Raw genomic sequence first — 23,609 nt, 5'->3', positions numbered from 1 at the left:
CTAAGGATGGCCCGTACGCCCCCAACCCAGGAGCTTCGCAACAATGCACCACACCGGTACTGGACTCCGCACGCTCACCGTGGTGCGGCAGGACGTGTCCCTTGGGGCGGGCCGCGACCTCGAATTCGGCCTGGAGCTGCTGGCCAGGGCCAGGGGCGGCGGCATCGGCCCCACACTGCGGCTCTACCGCCCCGCTCCCACCGTTGCGTTCGGGCAGCGGGACACCCGCCTGCCCGGCTTTGACGCGGCCGCCCAGGCCTGCCGGGACAACGGTTTTGAACCTTTGGTCCGGCGGGCAGGGGGACGTGCGGCCGCATACCATCAGGGCACCCTGGTGGTGGACCATATCGAACCGGACGCGGACGCCGTCGCCGGCTCAAAAAGCCGGTTCGGCTACTTTGGTGAGCTCTTTGCGCAGGCCCTGCGCAGCGTCGGGGTGCAGGCGGCGGTGGGAGAAATCCCGGGGGAGTACTGTCCCGGTGAATTCAGCGTGCATGGAACGGATCCGGCGGACAAGTCCCGGCGGGTGAAACTCGTGGGTACCGCCCAGCGGGTGGTCTCGGGCGGCTGGCTCTTCAGCTCCGTCATTGTGGTGGAGCATTCCGACCCGATCCGCAGGGTCCTCACCGACAGCTATGCTGCGCTCGGCCTGGACTGGGATCCTGCCACCGCCGGCGCCGCCAATGACCTCGTGCCCGGCCTGGACGTGGCAGCCGTGGAGCAGGCCCTCCTGGAAACGTATGCGGGCCATGCCGCCCTGGAAACTGCTTCCTTCAGCAGCCTGGGGGCATGACCCGCGGTCGAGTTGCGGCGATGCCGCATCCAGTGGCCTGGTCAGGCAGCCAGGCGGCTCTTGACCTCGGCGGCCGACGGGTTGGTTGCTGCGGAACCGTCCGGGAAGAGCACCGTGGGAACCGTGCGGTTGCCGCCGTTCAGCTGCTCAACGAGTTCGGCAGTGCCGTCCACCTCTTCAATGTTGATTTCGGTGTACCCGATGCCCTGCGCATCCAGCTGCTTCTTCAGCCGGTTGCAGTAGCCGCACCAGGTGGTGGAGAACATGGTGATGGTGCCGGATTCGGGAGTGAAGTCCACAGGGATCTCCTATACGTCGCTTGAAAGGTTTCCTTACCATCAACCGTAGCGTGGCTGCCGGTATTCCCCGGTGTCAAAGGCCATGACCGGCGCCGGATGACAGTATGTGGCGGGCGGTGGCAAGCTGGTGCCATGTGTGGACGCTACGTAATGGCACGTGCCGTGGGGGACCTCCTGGCTGAATTCGATGCCGAGCTGGAGAACGAGGTGGACATCCCGCCGTCGTGGAATGTGGCACCGACTGATGCCGTCCCCATCGTGCTGGAGCGCCTGGTTGATGACACCGCCGCGCCCCGGCAGGTGCGCCAGCTGCACGTGGCACGCTGGGGCCTGGTCCCGTCCTGGGCCAAGGACCCCGGAATCGGCTCCCGCATGATCAACGCCCGGAGCGAATCGGTCCTCGAGAAGCCGGCGTTCCGGAAGGCCGTCCAGTCCCGGCGCTGCGCCGTCCCGGCCGACGGCTACTACGAGTGGAAGCAGGGTCCGGGAAAGTCGAAGCAGCCGTACTATGTGCACCCGGGCCAGGACCGCGGGCTGGTCTTCGCAGGCCTCTACGAGTGGTGGAAGGACCCTTCCGTTCCCGAAGGGGATCCGGGCCGCTGGCTGCTCTCAACGTCCATCCTCACGGCAGACACGCCTCCGCCGGGCTCCGAGTCCACCATCTTCGGAAAGCTGACGGAGCTGCACGACCGCGTCCCCCTGCCCATGGACAGGGACACCATGGAAGCATGGCTGGACCCGGAGGCGGATGACGCCGCCGGGCTCGTGGACCTGGTGCGGTCCGGCGTCAAGAATGCCGCCGCCGACTGGCAGGTGGATTCCGTGGGCAAGGAAGTGGGCAATGTCCGCAACAACGGCCCCGAGCTGATCCGCCCGGTGGAAGCCCTGTTCTAGCAGCCCCCGCCAATGGTGCGGCTGTGTCAGACGGTGACCCTGCCGGCGTCGTCCACTCCCCAGGTGGGGTTGTACGCCACTTCCCAGCGGAACCCGTCGGGGTCGGCGAAATAACCCGTGTAGCCGCCCCATGGCTTGGTGACCGGTTCGGCAATGATGGCCGCGCCTGCCGCCGCGGCCTCCGCCATGACCCTGTCCACCTCCGCAGGGCTTCCGACGTTGTGGCTCAGGGTGATGGAGGGGATGGCCGCCGGCGGGCTGGTGCCTGCTTCGGCCTGCATCTGGCGCACGTCCCAGAGAGAAAGCACCAGGCCGTGGTTCACCTGGATGAACAGCACTTCCCCGGCAACCTCCCGATGGACGGGCCAGCCGAGGCCGTCAGCGTAGAAGGCGCGTGATTCCGGAACATTGCGGACTCCGAGGGAGATAAAGTCGACTCTGGGCTCCATGCTTCGATACTGTCAGATGATGGCGACAATTCAAGGAAACGATAGGGACGCCCGTGCCGACAAGGAACAGCTGGCTGCCGTTCGGGTTGCCGTTGACGAGGTGGATGAACAGATCGTCACCCTCATCGCCCGCCGGGAACGGCTGATCAGGATCGCAGGGACGCTCAAGGGTGATGACGCCGAGGTGCGTGCCCCTGGCCGCGTGGAGCGGATCATTGAGCACGTCCGTTCCGCCGCGGAAAAGAAGGACATCGATCCGGACATCGTGGAATCGACCTACCGTGCGATGATCTCCGCGTTCATTGAACTTGAACTGCGGATCCACAACAAAAACAGCTGACGTTTTACAGTTGGAGGAGGAGCCCTAGAGGGTTTCCTCCACCGGCACCCCGTGCTGGAACTCCCGTCCGTCCGCCTCGCTGAAGGCTGACAGGACATGCCCCTGCCCCAGACCGTTCAAGGCAGTGAGGGGAAAGCTTCCGGTAATGCTGTTTTCCGAGTGCGACACTCTGGACAGGTCGTAGTCTTCCTCGATTCCCTGGTCCCGGTTGAACGAGTAGCAGGCGATTGCCTCCCCGTTCATGAACTCAATACACAGCCGCCGTTGCAGTGAATAGTCCGGCGAGGCTCCCATCAGGCCCACCACGAAAGCGCCGGAATCCGGGATAGCGCCGTCGATGTCGAACCGTGCAACGAGGGTGGAGTCCTGGGTCTTGATGCTTGCCTGCTTCAGGAGTGCGTCATCGGTACTCATGCCATCATCCTGCTACCTGCCGCACGCTCCGTCCACCCCCGCCTATGTTTTGCCGACCGCCCGGCGTAGACTGGATTTATTCGAATACATATTCGAATCCCTGTCAGGAAGTACCGTCCGGGAGGCGCGCATGGGCATGTTCAGCGAGTCCGTTGACGTTGTGTGTTCCGCTGCAGGGCAACCGGTATCCCTGACCTGGGCTGGAAAGTCGTACACCGTCTGCGCTGAACCCGTCCGCTGGTATGAACGCCGGCAATGGTGGGCGGAAGACACCAGGGCGCCACTGGGAAGCGGGCCAGGTGTAGTGGACCACGAAATCTGGCGGGTCCAGGTACTGCCTGCCCGCGTGGCGTCCCACCCCGTAGGGCATGGAGAAGCTGCCGGTGAGGAGCCGCTCACCCTTGACCTGACCCGCCATATCCGCAGCGGCCGGTGGCGGCTGCTGCGGATCCATGACGCCCTTCGCCCTAAAACAGCATGACTACAGAACAGCCTGAACCCCGAACAGCATGAGCTTCACCCACCTCCACGTTTCAACGGCATTCAGCGCCCACTACGGCGTTTCCTGGCCTGAAGAGCTGGCAATGGCGGCCGCAGCCGACGGCGCAACAGCCTTGGCCTGCACCGACCGCGACGGCCTGTACGGGACCATCAAGCACCTCAAGGCATGCATGGCGGCGGGCATCGACCCCATCGTTGGGGTAGACCTTGCAGTATTTGACGACGACGGCGATCACCGCACGCAGGTAGCCGGCAGGGTGGTGGTGCTGGCCCGCGGCAACAACCATGGTGCCGGGTACCGTGCGCTGTGCCGGCTGGTGTCCGATGCCCACGCCAGGACCTCAGGCAAAGCCGGGGGAGCCGTGCCGGCCGCCGTTACCCGCGCCGAACTCGCCTCCCGCACCCTTGACCCGCAAACCCTTAAACCAGTGCTGACCGTCCTGATCGGACCGGATTCGGACGTCGGACGTGCCATGGGCGGACGGCGTTACCTGCGGCCCCGCACCCTCTTCAAACAGTGGCTGGACGCCATGCCCGCAGGAACGGTAGTGGCGGAAATCGTCTCCCAGCTCAGCGCTCCTGGGACTCCGTTCAGCACCGCACATGCAGTCCGCATGCTCAGGCTCGCAGAGGAACACCATGTACCCGCAATCCTCACCAACGCCGTCAGGTACTGCGCAGCCGACGGCGCACCAACCGCCGATGTCCTGGATTCTGCCCGGACCCTGAAGTCCCTTCCGGAACTGGCAGGCGAGCCGCTCCTGCAGCCCACCGGGCAGGGATGGCTGAAAACCCCGGAACAGATGCTGGGGCTGGGAAAGGAAATCATTTCCGCTGCCGGTTATGGGGCAGCAGACCTCAAGCAGCTGATGGCGCAAACAGAGGCGCTCGCCGATCTGTGCCGGATCGACCCCGCCACCGATATGGGGTGGAAGCAGCCCGTGGTTCCTGAGGCCTCAGTCATTGGCATCAGCCAGGACCCCCAGGCCGAATTGATCCAGCGCTGCCATGCAGGGATCGGCAGGCGGTTCCCAGGAATCACCGGCAGGCCTGAACAGGAGATGCTGTCCCGGCTTGAGCATGAGCTGAACATCATCCACAACCTCGGTTTCTCCTCCTACTTCCTGACGGTTGCTGAAGTTTCCCGGATGATCCAGGACATGGGAGTCAGGGCGGCCGCCAGGGGATCCGGTGCCTCAAGCCTGGTCAACTACCTGATCGAGGTCAGCCATGTGAATCCCCTCGAGCATGACCTGATTTTCGAACGTTTCCTCTCCAACGACCGCGCCACCCTGCCGGACATCGACATCGATGTTGAGAGCGCCGAACGCCACAACGTGTACCGCAGGATTTTTGACCGTTTTGGCTCTGAACGGGTCACCCTGATGAGCATGCAAAACGGGTACCGGGCGCGTGGGGCGGTCCGCGACGCCGGGCTGGCTCTGGGCATGGACGACGGCGAGGTAGGGGAGATCGCCAAACAGTTGTGGCGCTTTTCCGCCCGGAAGTTCCGTGAAGCCCTGCAGGAAAAACCAGAACTCCGGGAGTTCGCCGGCCGGGTGGAGCAGCGCGACACTGACGGGAACCAGCAGCTTGACCTGCTGGTGGACCTGACCGAACGCCTGGACCGGCTGCCCCGCCACATCTCCATGCACCCGTGCGGAGTGATCCTGGGCGATGCCACCCTGCTGGACCGCACCCCGGTCCAGCCCAGCGGCCTCGGGCTGCCCATGAGCCAGTTCGATAAGCACGACATGGACCCCATGGGCATGCTCAAACTCGACGTCCTGGGTGTGCGCATGCAAAGCGCCATGGCCTTCGCAGTCCGGGAGATCATCCGCATCCACACCAGCAAAAAGGAAGTGGTGGCAGCAGGCGGACACCCGGCAGGACCTGATGGAACAGGGCCTGACTACATTGCCGGGGACGGCCGGATCGACCTCAACGCCGTCCCCCTCGACGACGAAGCCACCTACGAACTGATCAGAAGCACGCACACCCTTGGCTGCTTCCAGATTGAATCCCCGGGGCAGCGGGAACTGATTGGAAAGATGGCACCCCGGGAGTTCAACGACCTCATCATCGACATTTCACTGTTCCGTCCCGGACCCATGAAATCCGACATGGTGCGGCCCTTCCTGGAACACCGGCACGGGTTCGCTCCTGAGGTCTATCCCCACCCGGACCTCAAACCCGTGCTGCAGGAAACCCATGGGGTCACGGTGTTCCACGAACAGATCCTGAAGACCCTCGACATCATGACCGGCTGCGGGCTGGCCAAGGCCGACGAGTTCCGCAGGGCATTGAGCAACGAGACTGGTGAAGCGCAGGTTGAAGAGTACTTCCGGCGGAACGCCAGGGCCAGGGGATACACCCCGGAGGTGGTGGACAAGGTGTGGGGAACCTTGAAGTCCTTTGCCAGTTTCGGCTTCTGTAAAGCCCACGGGGCAGCCTTCGCCGTCCCTACTTACCAGTCCGCATGGCTCAAAACACACCACCCTGAAGCCTTCCTTGCCGGCTTGTGGGAACACGATCCCGGGATGTATCCCAAACGGCTGCTGGTGGCAGAAGCCCGCCGACTGGGCATACCCATCCTTCCCCTGGACATCAACCGGAGCAAAGCCGAATACCAGGTGGAGCGGATCGAAGCCGGCAGGAACGCCGGCAGTCTGGGGATCCGGCTCAGCCTGAACGGGATCTACGGGCTATCCGCTGCAGAGTTGAAGCGGATCGTGGCCGGCCAGCCGTATGACTCCCTGGCAGACCTGCGTGCGCGCTCGCGCCTCAGCAAGCCAAGCATCAGGCGGCTCGCACAGCTGGGAGCCTTTGATGCCCTGCACCGGGAAGCCGGGGGAGCAGCAAACCGGGCGGACCTGGTGCACCACCTGCAGCAGCTCCAGTCAGCCAGTGGTGCACGCAAGGGCGTGGAAGTGCTGGAAGGGCAACTGTCACTTCCCCTGGGCGATATTGAACTGCGCAATATCAAACCCGGGCTTCCCGCCCCCACGCTGGTGGAAACCGTCCGGGCAGAACTCGACCTCATGGCCGTTGATGTCAGCACCCACCTGATGGACAGCCACCGGCCCCTGCTGGAAAGGCTGGGTGTCACCACCGCGGATAAACTCCTCAGCCTGCGCAACGGGACTGAAGTGCTGGTGGCAGGAGTGCGGGTGGCCACCCAGACTCCGCCAATGCGCGGCGGCAGGAGGGTGGTGTTCATCAGCATCGACGACGGCACCGGCTGCGTGGATTCGGTCTTCTTCCACGAAGCGCAGGAAAGCGCGGGGCCGCTGCTGTTCGGTACCCGCCTGTTGTTGATCCGCGGCACCACCCGACGGACCGGCCCCCGGGGGATCAGCCTGAGTGCGAGCATGGCATGGGACTTGAGCCGGACAGAGACTTTGCCCTTCCCGGAAGCAACAACGGCTGCTGCCCAGGACGGCCCGCATCCCCTGGACGGCATCAGCAGGACGCTGGCCATCACCGGATTTAACGGGTGACGGTGCTGTGTGCCGCGTTGGTCGGCCCATACCGGAACCGATAGCATTGACGGTGGCTGGCTGTGGTCCCCGTATGCCACAAGCTATGAAGCCTTAACTTTGAATAGGAGACACCCGTGTCAGATGCCCAGCAGATCACCCTTCTCGTCGATGGCGAAGAGACCAAGGTGACTACCGGGACAACCGGTGCGGAACTCTTCTTTGAGCGCCGTGACGTTGTTGTAGCCCGCGTCAACGGCGAACTGAAGGACCTTGACCAGGAACTTCCCGAAGGCGCCGAGGTGGAAGGCGTCACCATCGATTCACCCGACGGCCTGAACGTCCTGCGCCACTCAACAGCCCATGTGATGGCCCAGGCCGTGCAGCAGCTGCGTCCCGACGCCAAGCTCGGCATCGGCCCCTACATCACCGACGGCTTCTACTTTGACTTCGACGTTGCCGAGCCCTTCACCCCCGAGGACCTCAAGACCCTCGAGAAGATGATGCTCAAGATCGTCAACCAGAACCAGAAGTTCGTCCGCCGCGTGGTCAGCGAGGACGAGGCCCGCGAAGCCATGAAGAACGAGCCCTACAAGCTGGAACTGCTGGGTAAGAAGAACGACGCCGCCGAGGCCGGCGAAGGCGTCAACGTGGAGGTCGGCGCCGGCGACATCACCATCTACGACAACGTGGAGCGCAAAGAGGGGACCACCGTCTGGTGTGACCTCTGCCGCGGCCCGCACCTGCCCAATACCAAGATGATCTCCAACGCCTTCGCATTGACCCGTTCGTCGTCGGCCTATTGGCTGGGAAACCAGAAGAACCAGCAGCTGCAGCGCATCTACGGCACCGCCTGGCCCACCAAGGAAGCACTGAAGGCATACCAGGAGCGGATTGCCGAGGCCGAGCGCCGCGACCACCGCAAGCTCGGCTCAGAGCTTGACTTGTTCTCCTTCCCGGACGAGCTGGGTTCCGGCCTGCCGGTCTTCCACCCCAAGGGCGGAATCATCCGCAAGGAGATGGAGGACTACTCGCGCCAGCGCCACGTCGAGGCCGGCTACGAGTTCGTGTACACGCCGCACATCACCAAGGGCCACCTGTACGAGGTGTCCGGGCACCTGGACTGGTACAAGGACGGCATGTTCCCCGCGATGCGGGTGGATGAGGAATTCAACGCCGATGGCAGCATCCGCAAGCCGGCGCAGGACTACTACCTGAAGCCGATGAACTGCCCCATGCACAACCTCATCTTCCGCTCCCGCGGCCGGTCCTACCGTGAACTGCCGCTGCGGTTGTTCGAGTTCGGTTCGGTCTACCGCTACGAGAAGTCCGGTGTGGTGCACGGCCTCACCCGTGTCCGCGGCATGACACAGGACGACGCCCACATCTACTGCACCCGCGAGCAGATGAAGGACGAGCTCACCAAGACCCTGAACTTTGTCCTGGACCTGCTCAAGGACTACGGGCTGAACGACTTCTACCTGGAGCTGTCCACCAAGGACCCGGAGAAGTACGTTGGCGACGACGCCACCTGGGAGGAAGCCACCAGGACCCTTTCCGAGGTGGCGCAGGAGTCCGGGCTGGAGTTGGTGCCGGATCCCGGGGGAGCCGCGTTCTACGGTCCCAAGATTTCGGTGCAGGCGAAGGATGCGCTGGGCCGCACCTGGCAGATGTCCACCATCCAGCTGGACTTCAACCTGCCTGAACGCTTCGAGCTGGAATTCCAGGCCGCCGACGGCAGCCGCCAGCGTCCGGTGATGATCCACCGTGCACTCTTCGGCTCGGTGGAGCGGTTCATGGGCGTCCTCACTGAGCACTACGCCGGAGCGTTCCCCGCGTGGCTGGCCCCGGTCCAGGTGGTGGGCATTCCCGTGGCGGAGGCGTTCAACGAGTACATGTTCGACGTCGTCGATCAGCTTAAGGCGGAGGGTATCCGTGCCGAGGTGGACACTTCCTCGGACCGGTTCCCCAAGAAAATCCGCACCGCCAGCAAGGACAAGATCCCGTTTGTGCTGATCGCCGGGGGCGACGACGCGGAGGCCGGCGCCGTTTCGTTCCGTTTCCGCGACGGCAGCCAGGACAATGGCGTGCCCGTTTCGGAAGCAGTCAAGCGGATCACCGACGCCGTCCGCAACCGGACCAGCTAGCCGAACGGAACAGCACAGTGCAGGAGAACACAGGCGCAGGATATCCGGGTGATGCCGGCGTTACCGACGACTTTGCCCTCGCCGGTGTCCCGGACGCCTTCCAGCGCCTGTGGACTCCGCACCGCATGGCGTACATCAAGGGCGGGCAGCACCAGTTCAAGAATGAGAACGACTGCCCGTTCTGCGTGGGCCCGGGCCGCACCGACGAGGAAGCACTCATCGTCCACCGCGGAAAGACCTGCTACGTGGTGCTGAACCTTTTCCCCTACAACCCCGGCCACCTTCTGGTCTGCCCGTACCGGCACATCCCGGACTACACGGACCTTACGATCGAGGAAACAGCCGAGTTTGCCGACCTGACCCAGACGGCCATGCGGGTCCTGCGCAAGGTATCCAATCCCGGCGGCTTCAACCTGGGCATGAACCAGGGGGTTGTGGGAGGCGCCGGGATCTCGGCACACCTGCACCAGCACATCGTTCCGCGGTGGGGCGGCGACGGCAACTTCTTCCCCATCATCGCCCAGACCAAGGCCATCACCCAGACCCTTGATGAGGTGCGGCGGCAGGTGGCCGAAGCCTGGCCCGGGGAGTCGGATGCTGAATAGGCACGCCCGCGGATTCTTCACCGCGCTGTTTACCCCGCTGGCCCGCTGGCTCCTGAAGATTGGTGTCTCCCCGGACGCGGTAACCATCCTCGGTACCGCAGGGGTTGCGGCCGGGGCCCTGGTCTTCTACCCGCTGGGCCAGCTCTTTTGGGGCACCCTTTTCATCACGGCGTTCATCTTTTCCGACGTCCTGGACGGCATCATGGCCCGGATGCAGGGTGTGAAGAGCCGCTGGGGGAATTTCCTCGACTCCACACTGGACAGGGTTGCCGACGGTGCCCTGTTCACCGGCGTGTCCGTCTGGTTCTTCACCGGTGGCAACAACACAGCAATCGCCGTATCAGCCCTGCTCTGCCTTGTCCTGGGCATGGTGGTCTCCTATGCCCGGGCCAAAGCGGAGTCACTGGGCTTCACGGCCAACGTCGGGATCGCGGAGCGGGCCGAACGCCTGGTATCCGTCCTGGTAATCACCGGTTTGACCGGCCTTGGGCTCCCGCCGGTGGTGCTCCTGGTCACACTGGGCCTTTTGGCGGCGGCCAGCCTCATCACCGTGGTCCAGCGCGTCATGTCGGTGCGCCGGCAGGCATTGGCGGAACCTACGCCGGCTGATTAGACATGATTAAGCCGGCCGGGCGGCAGGGGACTAGTATAAAGACTGCCCGGTCAATGGACCCGGCAATCCGTGCGTGCACGTCCGGCAGCTGCCGCCGCATGCCCGGCGAAGATCATCTAGCTACCCATAGGGGTTTTTGTGTCTACACCTGATGTAAGCAACGAGGCCGGTTCGTCCGCGAACAGCGTCACGGGCAGCAGCCGCGTGAAGCGTGGCATGGCCGAGATGCTCAAGGGCGGCGTCATCATGGACGTCGTCAACGTCGAGCAGGCCCGCATCGCCGAAGACGCCGGTGCCGTGGCAGTCATGGCGCTGGAACGTGTTCCGGCCGATATCCGCGCCCAAGGCGGCGTGTCCCGGATGTCCGATCCGGACATGATCGACCAGATCATTGACGCCGTCTCCATCCCAGTCATGGCCAAGGCCCGCATCGGCCACTTCGTCGAGGCCCAGGTCCTGCAGTCCCTCGGTGTCGACTACATCGATGAGTCCGAGGTGCTGACCCCGGCCGACTACGTCAACCACATAGACAAGTGGAACTTCAAGGTTCCCTTCGTCTGCGGCGCCACCAACCTCGGCGAGGCCCTGCGCCGTATCAACGAGGGCGCTGCAATGATCCGGTCCAAGGGCGAGGCCGGCACCGGCGACGTCTCCAACGCCACCGGACACATGCGCCAGATCCGCTCCGAGATCGCCAAGCTCGCTGCCCTGCCCGAGGACGAGCTCTACGTCGCGGCCAAGGAACTGCAGGCCCCCTACGAACTGGTCAAGGAAGTCGCCGCCGCCGGCAAGCTTCCCGTCGTCCTGTTCACCGCCGGCGGCATCGCCACTCCCGCTGACGCGGCCATGATGATGCAGCTCGGCGCCGACGGCGTCTTCGTCGGCTCCGGCATCTTCAAGTCCGGCAACCCCGCCCAGCGCGCCGCCGCCGTCGTCAAGGCCACCACTTTCTTCGACGACCCCGACGTCATCGCCAAGGCCTCCCGCGGGTTGGGCGAAGCGATGGTAGGCATCAACGTCGACGAGATCCCCCAGCCACACCGCCTCGCCGAGCGCGGCTGGTAACTCTCTTTTCTGGCCTTGGCGGGGCTGGGGGCGCCGGACCGCGCCATCCTCTGCGCGCTATTCCCCGCGCGTTGTTGGCAGCTGAGTAGCTGCTTCCGGCGCGGGGGCCCTTTTACGCGCGCTGCCGGATGACACGGTCCCTCGCCAGGGTGCGTTGGCTAAAGAAGTACGACGCCGGTTCCTCACCTTTTCTTGGTGGGGACCGGCGTCGTCCTTTTATATCGATTGCTCCGTACTTGTCGTTTTCGGGGCTGAAAACGACAAGTACGGAGCGCTCGATGGGGTTAGTCCAGGCCGCGGCGCTTTAGCAGGGGCTCCAGCCTGGCTTCGCGGCCCCGCAGGATCCGGAAGGATTCCAGGGGGTCGCGGCTGTTGCCGCGGGAGAGCAGCTCCTGCCGGAAGCGTTCGCCGTTGGCACGGGTCAGGCCCCCGTTCTCCTTGAACCAGTCCACGGTCTCGGCGTCCAGTACCTCGCTCCAGATATAGGAGTAGTAGCCCGCCGCATACCCGGCCCCGGCGAAAATGTGCTGGAAGAACCCGGTCCGGTACCGAGGCGGAATCAAGGGATGGGCAATTCCGGCGGACGCCAGGGCCTTGGCCTCAAACTCCAACGCGACGTCGGGAACCCCGCCCGGCTCCAGTACATGCCAGGCCAGGTCAAGAAGGGCAGCTCCCAGGTACTCGGTGGTGGCAAAACCCTCACCCCACAGCCGGGATTCCTCCAGCCGGTTCACGATGTCCTGGGGAAGGGGCTCCCCGGTGATGTGGTGTCGTGCATAGTTGGAGAGCACCTCCGGCCACATGATCCACATTTCGTTCACCTGGGACGGGTACTCCACGAAGTCCCGCGGCACCGCCGTCCCGGAAAAGCGTGGATACGTGACGTTCGAGAAGAGGCCGTGCAGCGCGTGGCCGAACTCGTGGAAGAGGGTGCGCAGTTCGTCCAGGCTGAGGAGGGTCGGTTCGCCCGCGGGCGGCTTGGAGATGTTGAGCGTGTTGACCACCACGGGCTGGGTGCACAGCAGGGCCGACTGCTCCACGAGCGAGTTCATCCAGGCGCCGCCCCGTTTTGATTCACGAGCGTAATAGTCGCCCAGGAACAGCCCCAACGCGGAACCGTCCTCGTTGCGGACTTCCCAGATACGCACGTCCGGATGGTAGGCGTGAAGGTCCGTCCGCTCATGGAAGGTGATCCCGTACAGCGACGTGGCTGCAAAGAACACACCGCCGGTGATGGCTTGGTTTAGTTCAAAGTACGGCCGGAGCGCCTGTTCGTCGACGTCGTATTTGTCGCGCCGCACCTTGGCCGAGTAGTAGGCCCAGTCCCACGGTGCGAGCGGGTGGCCGGCTACATCGGCCAGCGCTGCCGCCTCGGCGTCGGCGTTGCGGACGGCGGCCGGCGCCATCCGGTTCAGCATGGTCCGGACTGCTTCAAAGTCCGGCGCCGTCTGGCGGTCCGCCACAAGTTCGGCATAATTGGCGAAGTCCAGCAGCCGGGCCTTCTCCGCCCGCAGCCGGGCCATCTCCCTGGCCAGGTCCAGGACATCCAGGCTGCCGCCGCCACTGCCCCTGGCCACTGATGCTTCGAACAGACGACGCCGGACGTCCCGGTTCTCGAGCGCGGCCAGGGCGGGCTGGTTGGCGGGTTGGATCAGGGTGAGCAGGTATTTGCCGTCATGTCCGGCGGCGCGGGCTGCTTCGGCAGCGCTGGCGACGTCGTCGGCGGGCAGGCCCGCCAGGTCGCCGGCGTCGTCCAGCAGCAATGCGGCGGACTTCATCCCTTCCTTGACCCGCTGGCCGAACTCGGTGCCCAGGCGTGCCAGTTCGGCGTTGATGGCGCGCAGCCGTTCCTGCCCCGGTGCGTCCAGCTGGATGCCCGACTGGCGGAACTCCTTGAGGTATTCCTCTACCAGGCGGGCGGACTCGGGATCGCACGGTTCCGTATCGATGGCGGTGAAGCGCTCGAACAGTGCCCGGTTGAGGAAGACCTCGTCCTGGTGGGCTGAAAAACGCGGGGAGAGTTCCGTTTCGAGCTCCCGGATCTGCTCTGTTGCGTCGGCTGAAACCAGGGTGAAGAACGCCGCGGCTGCCCGGTTCAGAAGCTGCCCGGAGCGTTCCATGGCCAGGGCCGTGTTGTCGAATGAGGCTGGTTCGGTGTTGCCGGTGATCGCCCTGATCTCGTCCAGGTGCGCAGACAATCCTGCGTCTATGGCTTCGCGGTACTGCTCCACGGTGAGGGCTTCGAAAGGTGGAAGCCCGTAGGGCAGGGGACTAACGGCAAGGAGCGGGTTCGTCATGGGCTAAACCTTTCACAGCGGGACATGCTTCTCAATTGAGCAGTGGTCCAGCGGTGTGTTTAGCCGGCGGGCGAACTCAGGCGTCTTTCAGCTCAGCGGGGCCGGCGGGCAGCGTGCTCCCGGGCAAGGACGGCGTAGGTGTCGTCCGGGCTGCCGGGGGAGAAACTGCCGAACTTTCGCTCTGCTGCGGTGCGGATGAGGAAGTCGGCGATGGCGGGATTCTTGGGCAGAAGTGAGCCGTGCAGGTAGCTGGCAACGATGTTGCGGTACCGGGCTCCTTCATGGCCATCATTGCTGTTGTTGCCAGTGCCCTTGGGCACGGTGCCGAGGGGCCGCACACCGCTGCCCAAGGTGGTTTGGCCGCTGTGGTTTTCGTAGCCGAGGACTTCGCCGAACTCGGTGGTTGAGACTTTGACATTGCCGATCAGGCGTTCGTCGGTGCCGTGGGTTTCCACATCCAGGACGCCGATGCCCGGAATGACGGCGCCGGTGCGGGTCTTGAAGTACCGGCCGAAGAGCTGGTAGAGGCCGCAGATGACCAGCATCGGCGCGCCGTCCTCAGCCAGCTCCTTAAGCTGGCCGGCCCGTGACTGCAGGTCGTCCTGGATCACCAGCTGCCCGCTGTCCTGGCCGCCGCCACCGACAATGATGTCGACGCCCCCGGGGAAGGGATCGCCCACGTTGTACTCAAGAAGTTCAGGCGTGTACCCGTGCCAATCGATCCGGCGCTTCAGGACCAGGGCATTGCCCCAGTCGCCGTAAATGTTCATGTCGCGCGGGTACAGCTGGACCACGCGGATGGTTCCCTTGGACTGGCCGCCGGCGGCCACTGCTTCTGAGGGATTCACGAGACAACCTCCACGGTGGTGATTTTGGCCAGCTCGCGGCGGATGGCCAGCATGGCGGTGTAGGTGCAGAAGATCCGTTTGGGCCTGTCACGGCCTTCGCGGATGAAGGCTGCCAGGGCGGCCTGGATGTCGGTCTGCACCGCTCCGACATGGACGTCGTCGTATTGGAGCCGCAGCGCCATGTCGTAGGCGCGGGATCCGGTCAGCACGTCCACACCGCCCTCGCGCAGGGAATCGAATTCCACGTCCCAGAGCCAGGACATGTCCCGTCCGTCCGCGTAGTTGTCGTTGATGGCGATCATGGTGGCGTACCCCGCGGCGGGAAAGGATTTCAGTCCCAGCCGGAAACCGCTGGGGTTCTTCACCAGCACCAGGTCCAGCGGCTGGCCGTCGACGGTGAGGCTTTCGCCGCGGCCGAAGGCCGGCGCCACCCGGGACAGGGCCTCCAGCAAGGTGGCATGGTCTGCGGTGGCGGCGCCTTCGCCGCAGATGCTGCGGGCCAGTGTCAGCGCGGCCGCCGCGTTGAAGATGTTGTAGACACCGCGCAGCTTCATCGCGGTGGTGACCGTCCCGCCGTCGTACTCAAACTCGGCGCTGTCCGCGCCCACTTTACGGAGCACGACGTCGGCTGCCGGCTTTTCCGGCAGGCCCGCCGGCGCGGGGCTGCCTGGAGCGGCGCGCATGTCGTCGTCATTGGGAAAGGTGGCCAGGAGGGAGTCGTCAAGGCCGAAATACTTGACCTCCTGTCCGGTGAGGGTGTCCGCGATCCTGGCAACCCGGGGGTCCTCGCGGTTCAGGACAACCGTTCCGGTGGTCTTGGAAGCGATGTGCTGCAGGAGCTGCGCCGTTTTGTCGATTTCACCAAAGCGGTCCAACTGGTCGCGCAGCACGTTGAGGAGCAGGCAGTAGCGGGGCGGGACACTGTTCACGAAATGGACGGCATGGGCTTCGTCCAGTTCCAGTACGGCGATGTCAGCGTCCAGCCGGCCGCGCCAGTCCACCTCGCCAAGAAGGGCCGCTGCCACGCCGCGGGTGAAGTTGCTGCCGGTCCGGTTGGTGAAGACCTTCAGGCCCTGGCTTTCCAGCAGTTCAACCACCATTTTGGTGGTGGTGGTTTTACCGTTGGTGCCGCTGACCACTGCCACGCCATGAGGCAGTGTGGTGAGCGTCCGCCGCATGAAGCCGGGGTCGATTTTCTCGACCACCAGTCCAGGAAGGGCGGACCCGCCGCCCCGCAGCCGGGACACCCTGCGGACCAGCTTGCCGAGCGGAACACTGAAGAAGACCATGTTTTGAATATATCCCAGCAGCGGCATGCAACCTTTGCCTGCCGCCTTCCCACGGCAGCAGCAATGGGGCGTGGGCCCGTATGCTGGAGGGATGATAAACCCCCTTTCTGCTGCTCCTGTGGGCGTGGGCTCGGACTTGAGGATTGGTGTCCTGGCCCTCCAGGGAGACTTCCGGGAGCACCTGCGCGCCGCCGAAGCCACGGGCGCCCAGGGCGTGGCTGTCCGCCGCCCCGAGGAGCTGGACGGCCTGGACGGCCTCATCATTCCCGGTGGCGAGTCCACCACGATTGATAAGCTGGCCCGGGCCTTCGACCTTGCCGATCCGCTCCGGAAGTACATCGCCGAGGGCCTTCCCGTCTATGGCTCCTGTGCAGGGATGATCCTGCTTGCCTCTGATATCGCCGATCCCGCAACCGATCTTTCGGGCGCCCCCCAGCAGACCTTCGGCGGCCTGGATATCACCGTCCGCCGCAATGCCTTCGGCCGGCAGCGCGAGTCCTTTGAAACCGACCTGGACTTCAAGGGGCTGGATTTCAGCGCCACCGAATCGGGTGTTGAACCGGTGCACGCCGTGTTCATCCGCGGGCCCTGGGTGGAACGCGTGGGTGCGGACGTGGAGGTCCTGGCCCAGGTGGAACCGGCAGACCCTGACCAGGCGTCCCACGCGGCATCGCTGCCCGGGACGGCTAGAATTGTGGCAGTGCGTTCCGGCCAGCTGCTGGCCACCTCCTTCCATCCGGAAGTGACCGGCGAGAAACGCGTACACGAACTTTTTATCCGCATGATCAGAGGAGAAGCGTAAAGCATGTCAGGCCACTCCAAATGGGCAACGACCAAGCACAAAAAGGCGATCATTGACAGCCGCCGCGCAAAGTCGTTCGCCAAGCTGATCAAGAACATCGAAGTTGCCGCCCGCATGGGCGGCCCCGACCTCGCGGGCAACCCCGGCCTGGAACTCGCCGTGACCAAGGCCAAGAAGACCTCGGTTCCCAACGACAACATCGACCGCGCCATCAAGCGCGGCGCCGGCCTCACCGGTGAAGTGGTGGACTACACCGAGATCATGTACGAAGCCCGCGGTCCCCAGGGCTCGGCGCTGCTGATCGAGTGCCTCACCGACAACAAGAACCGGGCAGCCTCCGAGGTCCGCTTGGCCATTTCCCGCAACGGCGGCACCATCGCCGATCCCGGTTCCGTGAGCTACCTCTTCGCCCGCAAGGGTGTTGTAACGCTGCCGAAGAACGGCCTCAGCGAGGACGACGTCCTGATGGCGGTGCTGGACGCCGGCGCCGAGGAAGTCAAGGACAATGGCGAGACCTTCGAGATCCACTCCGAACCCGGTGACCTGCAGGCCATCCGCGACGCCCTCAAGGAAGCCGGCATCGAGTACGACACCGACGAGGTGGAGTTCGTCCCCTCGATGCAGGTGGAGCTCGACGTCGACGGCGCCCGCAAGTTCCTCAAGCTTGCCGACGCCCTCGAGGACCTCGACGACGTCCAGAACGTTTACAGCAATGCCGACCTCAGCGACGAAGTCCAGGCTGCCCTGGAATCAGAGTGACGTCCCGCGGTGCCTGCTGAACCCCCGCGCCCGTGACGCTGCGTGTACTCGGCGTTGACCCGGGACTGACCCGTTGCGGCATCGGCGTGGTGGACGTTGAACGGAACAGGCGGGCAACCATGGTGGCGGTGGGGGTGGTGGGCACCTCACCCGAGGAGACGCTGGACCAGCGCCTCCTCGTGATCGCGCTGGCCATCGACGAATGGCTGGACCGCTACGAACCCCAGGTGCTCGCCGTCGAACGCGTCTTTTCCCAGCTCAACGTCAGCACGGTGATGGGCGTGGCCCAGGCGTCCGGCGTAGTGATCGCCGCCGCCGCGCGCCGCGGAATCCCGGTCGCGCTGCATACGCCGTCGGAAGTCAAAGCCGCGGTGACCGGAAGCGGGTCCTCCAACAAGGACGCCGTGACCAAGCTGGTCACCAAGATCCTCCGTCTTGACGCACCGCCGCGTCCGGCCGACGCGGCCGACGCCCTGGCGCTGGCCATCACGCACGCGTGGCGGGCGGGAAGCGGCGCCTCCGTGGCCACCACGGGTCCGGGCAGTTCTTCCCTGACACCTGCCCAGCGGGCATGGGCTGAGGCGGAAGCCAAGGCGCGCCGCGCGCGCTGATTGTCCCTGCTGCTTGCTAGGGTATTCGTAAATATGTTCGGATAGCCGGGTTCTCACTGCGAGGCCGGCGGTATAACGGGAGCCCGGCCTTGATCAGTTTCCTCCGCGGAACCGTAGCGCATGTAGGCCTGTCCACGGCCGTGATAGACCTCAACGGTGCCGGGATGAGCGTCAACGCCACACCCCAGACCCTCAGCCGGCTGCATGTGGGCGAACAGGGCCAGCTGTTCACGTCCCTGATTGTCCGGGAAGACTCGCTGACACTCTTTGGCTTCGCCTCCGATGACGAACGCGAGGTGTTTGACGTCCTGCTGAGTGTCAGCGGCGTGGGTCCCCGGCTTGCCCTTGCGGTCCTGGCAGTCCACGATCCCGAAGCCGTCAGGGTCGCCGCGCATACAGGGGACAGCAAGACCTTCACCAAGGTTCCGGGAATCGGCCCCAAGGTGGCCGGCCGGATCGTGCTCGAGCTGGCCGGAAAGCTTGTCCCGCAGGGAACGGCAGCTGCCCCTGGCGCCGCCACCCCTGCAGAAGCTGCGTGGAAGCCCCAGGTGGTGGCCGCCATGACCAGCTTGGGCTGGTCCGAGAAGGACGCCTCGTCCAGCATCGACAAGGCCCTGGCCGAGGACCCTGAAGTGTCCTTCCGCGGCAACGTGGCGGAAATCCTCCGGACCACCCTCCGCTGGCTGGGCCAGGACGGCGCACGCGCCGGCAACCGCGTAGGCAGCCGTGGCTGAACCGTCCCTGGTTACGGCGGGGGAGGAGCCGGAAGAGCGCGCCATTGAGGCGGCCCTCAGGCCCAAGAACCTGGACGACTTCGTGGGCCAGCACCGGGTGCGCAAGCAGCTGTCGCTGGTTCTCCAGGCTTCCCGCATGCGCGGACGGACCGCAGACCATGTGCTGTTCTCCGGCCCGCCCGGCCTGGGCAAGACCACCCTGGCGATGATCGTTGCCGCTGAGATGAATGCGCCGCTGCGCCTCAGCAGCGGACCCGCCATCCAGCACGCGGGCGACCTCGCGGCAATCCTGTCCTCGCTCTCCGAAGGCGAGGTCCTGTTCCTCGACGAGATCCACCGCATGTCCCGGCCGGCCGAGGAAATGCTCTACATGGCCATGGAGGACTTCCGCGTTGACATCGTGGTAGGCAAAGGCGCCGGTGCCACCGCTATCCCGCTGGAGCTGCCGCCGTTCACGCTCGTGGGCGCCACCACCCGCGCCGGGCTGCTGCCGGGACCGCTGCGCGACCGGTTCGGCTTCACCGGCCACCTCGAGTTCTACTCCGTCCCGGAGCTGGAACTGGTCCTCCGCCGCTCTGCGGGGCTGCTGGACCTGAAGGTCAACTCGGCCGGATTCGCTGAGATCGCCGGCCGTTCCCGCGGCACTCCCCGTATTGCCAACCGGCTCCTGCGGCGGGTCCGGGACTGGGCGCTGGTGCACGGCGTCGAACAAATTGATGCCAGGACCGCGTCCGCTGCCCTGGACATGTACGAAGTGGACAAAAAGGGACTGGACCGGCTGGACCGTGCGGTCCTCGATGCCCTCATCACCAAGTTCGGCGGCGGCCCCGTCGGTCTGTCCACCCTGGCCATCGCCGTCGGGGAAGAAACCGAAACGGTTGAGACTGTTGCCGAGCCCTTCCTGGTCCGCGAGGGCCTGCTGGGCCGCACGCCCCGCGGCAGGATCGCCATGGCACCGGCGTGGACGCACCTGGGCTACGCCATCCCGTCCGGCGTCTTCGCGCAGGAGCAGCTGGACCTTTTCGAGCCCGAAGAGGGCGCTTCCACCGCGGGGGACTGGGCCCCGGAGAACCAATAGCAGGCTCCCTTCAGCTTTTCCCTTTAGACTGGTATGACGCCCGGCACGTTCGGGTCTTTGTTTCGCGGGTGGCCCTGACGCCCCCGTCGCTTGGGGAAGGGAAATGTCAGGCGTCCTGCCTGCACCAGAAACCCACCCCGGCCGAAGCGAAGCCGACGTCGCTGGAGAACCCAGCTACACCACGCTAAAGAACGGAATTCCCCCCTTGGATCCAATGTCAATTCTCCTGTTCGTCATGCTCGGCGTATTCATCTTCATGATGTTCCGCCGGAACAAGAAGACGCAGCAGCAGCAGGCAGAGCTCCAGTCGAAGTTTGCCCCGGGCGTGGAAGTCATGACCAGCTTTGGACTTTTCGGCCGGATCGTGGACATCGACGAGGCCGAAAACAAGGTCACCCTTGAACTTTCCCCCGGCAACCTGGCCACTGTGCACCGCCAGGCCGTCACCAAGGTCGTCGAACCTGCCGCAGATCCCGCCGCAGATCCCGCCGGGCAGCCGTCCGATGCTGCCTCCCCGGTGGTCCCCGACGATGCGTCATCCCTCACCACCACGGAAGCCGGGAGCACCGCAGTTGGCACCGAGACTCCCGAGGAAACCCTGAAGCGCCTCAACGATGAGGGCAAAAAGGACAGCTAGGCCCGCTGGCCCCTTCCTCCCTCTACCGCTGCGGATCACCGCCGGCGCAGGCAACAGCCCGCTCCGGCGGTTTCTCCGCGAATAAGAGAAAGATCGACAATGGCACGAACTGGCCGCAAGAAACCAGGGCTCCGCGTCCTGGTCTGGCTTGGTGTAATCCTGGCAGCGCTGACCGCCGTCCTGGCCGGCGGCACCATCGCCGGACAGGCCAGCTGGGCACCCAAACTGGCGCTGGACCTCGAGGGCGGCACCCAGATGATCCTGGCCCCGAAGGTGGAGGGCGGTTCGGACATCAACGAACAGCAGCTCAACCAGGCCGTGGCGATCATCCGCCAGCGCGTTGACGGCTCCGGCGTCTCCGAAGCCGAAATCAGCACCCAGTCAGGTCGGAACGTGGTGGTCAGCCTTCCCGGCACACCCTCTGCCGAAACCCGCAACCTGATCCAGGCCTCGGCGGACATGAACTTCCGCCCTGTCCTGCTCAATGGTGACGGCGCAGCAGTTCCTCCCGAGTCCCGGGCCCCGGAGGACCAGCTGCCCAAGCCGACCGCTGAGCCGGCGAACAGCAGTGACACCAACTGGATCACGCCGGAGATCTACAAGCAGTTCGAGGCACTGGACTGCAACAGCGCCGCAGCCGAGAAATCCGAGCGGTCGGATCCCGCCAAGCCCCTGGTGACCTGCGAGCCGGCCACGGACAAGTCCCCGGCCATCAAGTACATCCTTGGTCCCGTGGAGGTCAAGGGCAGCAACATCGTCACCTCGTCCTTCCAGCTGCAGCAGGGCGCACAGGGAGCCGTCACCAATGAGTGGGCCGTCAACATCCAGTTCGACGCCGAAGGCACGGCCAAGTTCAAAGAGGTCACCGAACGGCTGAACCAGTTCTACGTGGCCGCCGGCGGCCAGTCGGGCACCGACCCCAAGTCCCAGTTCGCCATTGTGCTCGACGACCAGGTCATCTCCGCCCCGCGTTCGCTGGCCGTCATCACCGACGGACGTCCGCAGATCACCGGCGGTTTCACCGAGAAGACCGCAAAGGCACTGTCGGACCAGCTGAAGTTCGGCGCCCTTCCCATCAGCTTCGATATCCAGAGCGAGCAGCAGATTTCCGCCACGCTTGGTGGCGAACAGCTGCGCATGGGCCTGCTGGCCGGCCTGATCGGTCTCCTGCTCGTGGTGGTCTATTCGCTGTTCCAGTACCGGGCGCTGGGCTTCGTTACCATCGCATCGCTGGTGGTGGCTGGAGCCTTGACGTACCTGGCCATCGCGATCCTCGGCTGGACGGAGAATTACCGGCTGTCCCTGGCCGGCGTGGCCGGCATCATCGTGGCCATCGGCCAGACCGCCGACTCCTTCATCGTCTACTTCGAGCGCATCAGGGACGAACTGCGGGAAGGCCGCGGCCTGGTATCCGCCGTCGAAAACGGCTGGAAGCGTGCCAAGCGCACCGTCCTTGCCTCCAAAGCGGTCAACCTCCTGGCCGCACTGGTCCTGTACTTCGTGGCAGTGGGCAACGTCCGCGGCTTCGCCTTCACCCTGGGCCTGACAGCCATCGCCGACCTGATCGTGGTGTTCATGTTCACCCACCCCACACTCCAGCTCCTGGCCCGCACCCGGTTCTTTGGTGAAGGCCACAAGTTCTCCGGACTTGACCCTGAACGGCTGGGCGCCGTGCCGCTGTACCGCGGTGCCGGCCGCATCCGCACCCCTGAAGACCGGCCCGTCGCGGTCCGCAGCAAGAACTCAGGGGCCGCGGCCGAGGCCGAACGCCGCATGACCATCGCCGAACGGCGCCTGGCAGAGAAGCAGGAACAGCTGGCCGGCTCGTCCAAGACCTCCGCGAAGGAGAACAAGTAATGTCAGGCTTCGCCACTTTCGGCAACGAGCTCTATACCGGAAAGCGCTCCTACGACTTCGTCGGTGCCAAGAAGATCTGGTTCATCATCGCCGCGGTGGGGGTGGCCCTGTCCATCATCATCCCGGCGGCGAAGGGCGGCTTCAACCTCGGCATTGAGTTCCGTGGCGGCTCTGAATTCACGGTCTCCAACGTCAGGACCACCGATGCCACCATCGGCGAGAAGGCCGTGACCGATGTAGTGTCCGGCAGTGTTCCGCGCGTGGCCAATGTGGCCGGCAACACCATGCGGATCCAGACCGACAAGCTGACCGATGACGAGACCCTCCGGATCAAGCAGGGCCTGACCAGCGCCTACGGGGTTACCGACAACGAGGTGACCTCCACGTTCGTCGGTCCCACCTGGGGCGCAGACGTGACCAAGCAGGCGCTGATCGGCCTGGTGGTGTTCGTCCTGCTCGCGGCCCTGCTGATGGCCCTGTACTTCCGCACCTGGAAGATGTCCCTCTCGGCGCTTGCCGGCATGGCCGTGACCATGTTCATCACTGCCGGGGTGTACGCCCTGAGTGATTTCGAGGTCACCCCGTCGGCCATCATCGGGTTCCTCACCGTCCTGAGCTACTCGCTGTACGACACCGTGGTGGTCTTCGACAAGATCCGCGAAAACACGAGCGGAATCGATGCGTCCACGCGCCGGACCTTCGGCGAGGAAGTCAACCTCGCCGTCAACCAGACGCTGGTGCGTTCCATCAACACCATGATGGTGGCCATCCTTCCCGTGGGGGCCATTCTGTTCATTGGTGCCGGCCTCCTGGGGGCAGGAACCCTGCGCGACCTGTCCCTGGCCCTGTTCGTAGGAATCCTCATCGGCACGGCGGCAACCATCTTCGTGGCCGCGCCAATGTACGCCTGGCTCCGCCAAAGTGAACCGGACCTCGTGAAGCAGGCACGGCGTGTTGAGCAGCGCCGCGCCGGAGCAGCGGAACGGGCCGTCCCGGCATCGCCGGCGCAGGCCTGAGCAGCAACCACATCCGGTCCTGATTCACCCTAAAGGCCGGGCGGAGCACACTTTGCGCCGCCCGGCCTTTTCCTGTGCAGCC

23 protein-coding genes are annotated in these 23,609 nt (G+C 64.9%); 17 read left to right on the top strand and 6 right to left on the bottom strand.

What is annotated here, in order from left to right; genetic code table 11:
• Positions 1 to 43: 43 nt before the first annotated feature.
• Complete coding sequence (locus tag Q9R31_RS07155) at positions 44 to 793, top strand: lipoyl protein ligase domain-containing protein (protein ID WP_311262034.1); 750 nt, start codon at positions 44 to 46, stop codon at positions 791 to 793.
• A 41-nt stretch (positions 794 to 834) separates the two neighbouring features.
• Here Q9R31_RS07155 and Q9R31_RS07150 read toward each other — a convergent pair whose 3' ends face one another.
• Positions 835 to 1,092, bottom strand: coding sequence for a mycoredoxin (locus Q9R31_RS07150; protein ID WP_043454512.1), 258 nt, complete (start codon positions 1,090 to 1,092; stop codon positions 835 to 837).
• A 132-nt stretch (positions 1,093 to 1,224) separates the two neighbouring features.
• Between Q9R31_RS07150 and Q9R31_RS07145 the strand changes: the two genes are divergently transcribed.
• Positions 1,225 to 1,986: an SOS response-associated peptidase gene (locus tag Q9R31_RS07145; RefSeq protein WP_311262033.1), complete on the top strand. Its 762-nt coding sequence runs from the start codon at positions 1,225 to 1,227 to the stop codon at positions 1,984 to 1,986.
• Between the two features lie 26 nt (positions 1,987 to 2,012).
• On the opposite strand, the gene Q9R31_RS07140 is transcribed toward Q9R31_RS07145, so the two are convergent.
• The gene (locus tag Q9R31_RS07140; RefSeq protein WP_311262032.1) at positions 2,013 to 2,435 is read right to left on the bottom strand and encodes a VOC family protein; all 423 of its coding nucleotides are present in this window, start codon (positions 2,433 to 2,435) and stop codon (positions 2,013 to 2,015) included.
• Positions 2,436 to 2,451: 16 nt separating this feature from the next.
• Here Q9R31_RS07140 and Q9R31_RS07135 point away from each other — a divergent pair, with 16 nt between their 5' ends.
• Entirely contained in the window at positions 2,452 to 2,775 is a 324-nt protein-coding gene (locus Q9R31_RS07135) for a chorismate mutase (protein WP_082566821.1), read from the top strand.
• A 24-nt stretch (positions 2,776 to 2,799) separates the two neighbouring features.
• Here the strand turns inward: Q9R31_RS07135 and Q9R31_RS07130 are convergent, their stop codons facing one another.
• Positions 2,800 to 3,189: a hypothetical protein gene (locus Q9R31_RS07130; RefSeq protein WP_311262031.1), complete on the bottom strand. Its 390-nt coding sequence runs from the start codon at positions 3,187 to 3,189 to the stop codon at positions 2,800 to 2,802.
• A gap of 130 nt (positions 3,190 to 3,319) precedes the next feature.
• Here Q9R31_RS07130 and Q9R31_RS07125 point away from each other — a divergent pair, with 130 nt between their 5' ends.
• The 6 genes from Q9R31_RS07125 to pdxS all read left to right on the top strand — a co-directional run bounded on the left by Q9R31_RS07125 (position 3,320) and on the right by pdxS (position 11,599).
• Positions 3,320 to 3,670: a hypothetical protein gene (locus Q9R31_RS07125; RefSeq protein ID WP_311262030.1), complete on the top strand. Its 351-nt coding sequence runs from the start codon at positions 3,320 to 3,322 to the stop codon at positions 3,668 to 3,670.
• Between the two features lie 28 nt (positions 3,671 to 3,698).
• Positions 3,699 to 7,190, top strand: a complete 3,492-nt coding sequence (locus tag Q9R31_RS07120; protein WP_311262029.1) for a DNA polymerase III subunit alpha — start codon at positions 3,699 to 3,701, stop codon at positions 7,188 to 7,190.
• 116 nt (positions 7,191 to 7,306) lie between these two features.
• Positions 7,307 to 9,316, top strand: a complete 2,010-nt coding sequence (gene thrS, locus Q9R31_RS07115; RefSeq protein WP_311262028.1) for a threonine--tRNA ligase — start codon at positions 7,307 to 7,309, stop codon at positions 9,314 to 9,316.
• 17 nt (positions 9,317 to 9,333) lie between these two features.
• Complete coding sequence (locus Q9R31_RS07110) at positions 9,334 to 9,921, top strand: HIT domain-containing protein (protein ID WP_311262027.1); 588 nt, start codon at positions 9,334 to 9,336, stop codon at positions 9,919 to 9,921.
• The gene (pgsA, locus tag Q9R31_RS07105; protein WP_311262026.1) at positions 9,911 to 10,534 is read left to right on the top strand and encodes a phosphatidylinositol phosphate synthase; all 624 of its coding nucleotides are present in this window, start codon (positions 9,911 to 9,913) and stop codon (positions 10,532 to 10,534) included. Before Q9R31_RS07110 ends, pgsA begins: the two co-directional genes overlap by 11 nt.
• Before the next feature lie 138 nt (positions 10,535 to 10,672).
• Positions 10,673 to 11,599, top strand: a complete 927-nt coding sequence (gene pdxS, locus Q9R31_RS07100; protein ID WP_311262025.1) for a pyridoxal 5'-phosphate synthase lyase subunit PdxS — start codon at positions 10,673 to 10,675, stop codon at positions 11,597 to 11,599.
• A 284-nt stretch (positions 11,600 to 11,883) separates the two neighbouring features.
• Here the strand turns inward: pdxS and Q9R31_RS07095 are convergent, their stop codons facing one another.
• From Q9R31_RS07095 to Q9R31_RS07085, 3 genes are all read right to left on the bottom strand, one after another.
• On the bottom strand, positions 11,884 to 13,896 hold the full coding sequence (locus Q9R31_RS07095; protein WP_311262024.1) for a M3 family metallopeptidase: 2,013 nt from the start codon (positions 13,894 to 13,896) through the stop codon (positions 11,884 to 11,886).
• Positions 13,897 to 13,988: 92 nt separating this feature from the next.
• Positions 13,989 to 14,744: a glutamine amidotransferase gene (locus tag Q9R31_RS07090; protein WP_311262023.1), complete on the bottom strand. Its 756-nt coding sequence runs from the start codon at positions 14,742 to 14,744 to the stop codon at positions 13,989 to 13,991.
• On the bottom strand, positions 14,741 to 16,033 hold the full coding sequence (locus Q9R31_RS07085; RefSeq protein ID WP_311262022.1) for a MurT ligase domain-containing protein: 1,293 nt from the start codon (positions 16,031 to 16,033) through the stop codon (positions 14,741 to 14,743). The genes Q9R31_RS07090 and Q9R31_RS07085 overlap by 4 nt, the downstream gene beginning before the upstream one ends.
• A 91-nt stretch (positions 16,034 to 16,124) precedes the next feature.
• Here Q9R31_RS07085 and pdxT point away from each other — a divergent pair, with 91 nt between their 5' ends.
• From pdxT to secF, 8 genes are all read left to right on the top strand, one after another.
• Positions 16,125 to 16,835 carry a pyridoxal 5'-phosphate synthase glutaminase subunit PdxT gene (gene pdxT, locus Q9R31_RS07080; protein ID WP_311262021.1) on the top strand — a complete coding sequence of 237 codons (711 nt, stop codon included), beginning with the start codon at positions 16,125 to 16,127 and terminating at the stop codon, positions 16,833 to 16,835.
• 3 nt (positions 16,836 to 16,838) lie between these two features.
• Positions 16,839 to 17,594 (top strand): YebC/PmpR family DNA-binding transcriptional regulator, encoded by a 756-nt coding sequence (locus Q9R31_RS07075; RefSeq protein WP_311262020.1) that lies wholly within the window; start codon positions 16,839 to 16,841, stop codon positions 17,592 to 17,594.
• 32 nt (positions 17,595 to 17,626) lie between these two features.
• A complete protein-coding gene (ruvC, locus tag Q9R31_RS07070; protein WP_079596229.1) occupies positions 17,627 to 18,205 on the top strand; it encodes a crossover junction endodeoxyribonuclease RuvC in 579 nt (192 codons plus the stop codon).
• Between the two features lie 89 nt (positions 18,206 to 18,294).
• Positions 18,295 to 18,939: a Holliday junction branch migration protein RuvA gene (ruvA, locus tag Q9R31_RS07065; protein WP_311262019.1), complete on the top strand. Its 645-nt coding sequence runs from the start codon at positions 18,295 to 18,297 to the stop codon at positions 18,937 to 18,939.
• On the top strand, positions 18,932 to 20,017 hold the full coding sequence (ruvB, locus tag Q9R31_RS07060) for a Holliday junction branch migration DNA helicase RuvB (RefSeq protein ID WP_311262018.1): 1,086 nt from the start codon (positions 18,932 to 18,934) through the stop codon (positions 20,015 to 20,017). The genes ruvA and ruvB overlap by 8 nt, the downstream gene beginning before the upstream one ends.
• A gap of 214 nt (positions 20,018 to 20,231) precedes the next feature.
• Entirely contained in the window at positions 20,232 to 20,654 is a 423-nt protein-coding gene (gene yajC, locus Q9R31_RS07055) for a preprotein translocase subunit YajC (RefSeq protein WP_311262017.1), read from the top strand.
• A 99-nt stretch (positions 20,655 to 20,753) separates the two neighbouring features.
• Positions 20,754 to 22,511, top strand: a complete 1,758-nt coding sequence (secD, locus tag Q9R31_RS07050; protein ID WP_311262016.1) for a protein translocase subunit SecD — start codon at positions 20,754 to 20,756, stop codon at positions 22,509 to 22,511.
• Positions 22,511 to 23,527: a protein translocase subunit SecF gene (gene secF / locus Q9R31_RS07045; RefSeq protein WP_311262015.1), complete on the top strand. Its 1,017-nt coding sequence runs from the start codon at positions 22,511 to 22,513 to the stop codon at positions 23,525 to 23,527. Before secD ends, secF begins: the two co-directional genes overlap by 1 nt.
• Positions 23,528 to 23,609 lie beyond the last annotated feature (82 nt).

This window comes from Pseudarthrobacter sp. BRE9, from assembly GCF_031844305.1.
In the GTDB taxonomy this organism is placed as follows: domain Bacteria; phylum Actinomycetota; class Actinomycetes; order Actinomycetales; family Micrococcaceae; genus Arthrobacter.
The sequence above is the reverse complement of the archived record's forward strand: the minus strand, read 5'-3'. Positions and strand labels throughout refer to the sequence as shown.